We start from the raw sequence: 1,221 nt of genomic DNA on the forward strand, positions 1-1,221 counted from the left end.
GAAAAAACGCACTTTGTCGCAAAACTTTTAGCAGAAAGTAGTTTGATAGCACAAACCGCATCAAAAATTTATTCTTACAATAACCGCTAACGGTTCTGGGCTTGGCGTAGTGGCGGCTTTTTAGCACTACAATTGATACGAAGCACCAAAGTTCAAATTTAGCAATAATGTTCATACGAAGCACTTCACCCGCCATTACGCCAAGCCCATGTTAGCAGTTCGTGCTTCTTGTCAGTCGGTTCGTATTTTCTGTCTGATTACCGTTTCACCGCATAACCCATGTAACCTACTTTCAGGTCATTGCTCTCAATCATTTTTACTTTTTTGCCGAACTCTGCAAAAGTCAGCTTGCCTTTGGCTCTCTGTCTAAGCAAACTAATCAGCTTGATTGGGTTTACGTTTGGCGACATTCCCTTTACCTGCTTTACTTCTATTCCGTGAGCAAAACAAAGCTCTTTCAATTCGGCAGGCTTGATAAACATTTCGTAAACGTGTAGTCCGGGCTGCACCAATGCCGTTGATTTCCATTCCTGCCAAATTTTTATGATGATGAGCTTGCTCAAAGGTGTTCGGTTTATCGTGTCAAAAAAGAATACGCCTCCCCGCTTCAAAACCCTGCTGATTTCCGCAATGGCTTGGTTTAAATCACGCACATGTTCTAACACATCACAGCAATACGCCACGTCAAAGCTATTGTCGGGATAAGGTAGTTTCTCTGCTGTTCCTGTTTCGTAATGAATGTTCAATCCGTTTTGCTTTGCATGGCTCACGGCTGTTCTGATGGAATTTTCCGAAGGGTCAATCCCTGTTACAGAAAATCCTGCTGCTGCAAATTCTTCGGCAAGAATACCACCACCACAACCTACGTCAAGGGCAGTTTTGCCGTTTGCGGATTGCTTTAATGTGTTGGTGTAGTGTTTTAGGAAATACCCAAACCTGCACGGATTGAAAGAGGTTTTTAAAAGACTTAGGAACTCATTTTCGTTCCACCAGATGTCTTTTTCCGCATTGTAAAATTGATTGTCAATGCGATTGTAGATGTCGTTTGAAATAGTTTGCATATCTTTTTGCTTTAAATGATGATGCAAACATACATACCTGTCATGCCATAATTGATTAACTGCGGTTAACGTGAGTTATTGAGGTAATTGTTTAAAAGTCAATTTTTTATGATAAAAAATGTTCAATATTAATAAATATAGTATATTTGAAAATTACACT

The 1,221-nt window shown here is 39.9% G+C and carries 1 protein-coding gene; it reads right to left on the reverse strand.

Annotated elements, in window-relative coordinates; genetic code table 11:
• Positions 1 to 257 precede the first annotated feature (257 nt).
• On the reverse strand, positions 258 to 1,061 hold the full coding sequence (gene ubiG / locus BM141_RS22465) for a bifunctional 2-polyprenyl-6-hydroxyphenol methylase/3-demethylubiquinol 3-O-methyltransferase UbiG (protein ID WP_091549664.1): 804 nt from the start codon (positions 1,059 to 1,061) through the stop codon (positions 258 to 260).
• Between the last annotated feature and the right edge of the window lie 160 nt (positions 1,062 to 1,221).

Origin of the sequence: Thermoflexibacter ruber (assembly GCF_900113045.1) — a bacterium.
GTDB classification, from domain to species: domain Bacteria; phylum Bacteroidota; class Bacteroidia; order Cytophagales; family Thermoflexibacteraceae; genus Thermoflexibacter; species Thermoflexibacter ruber.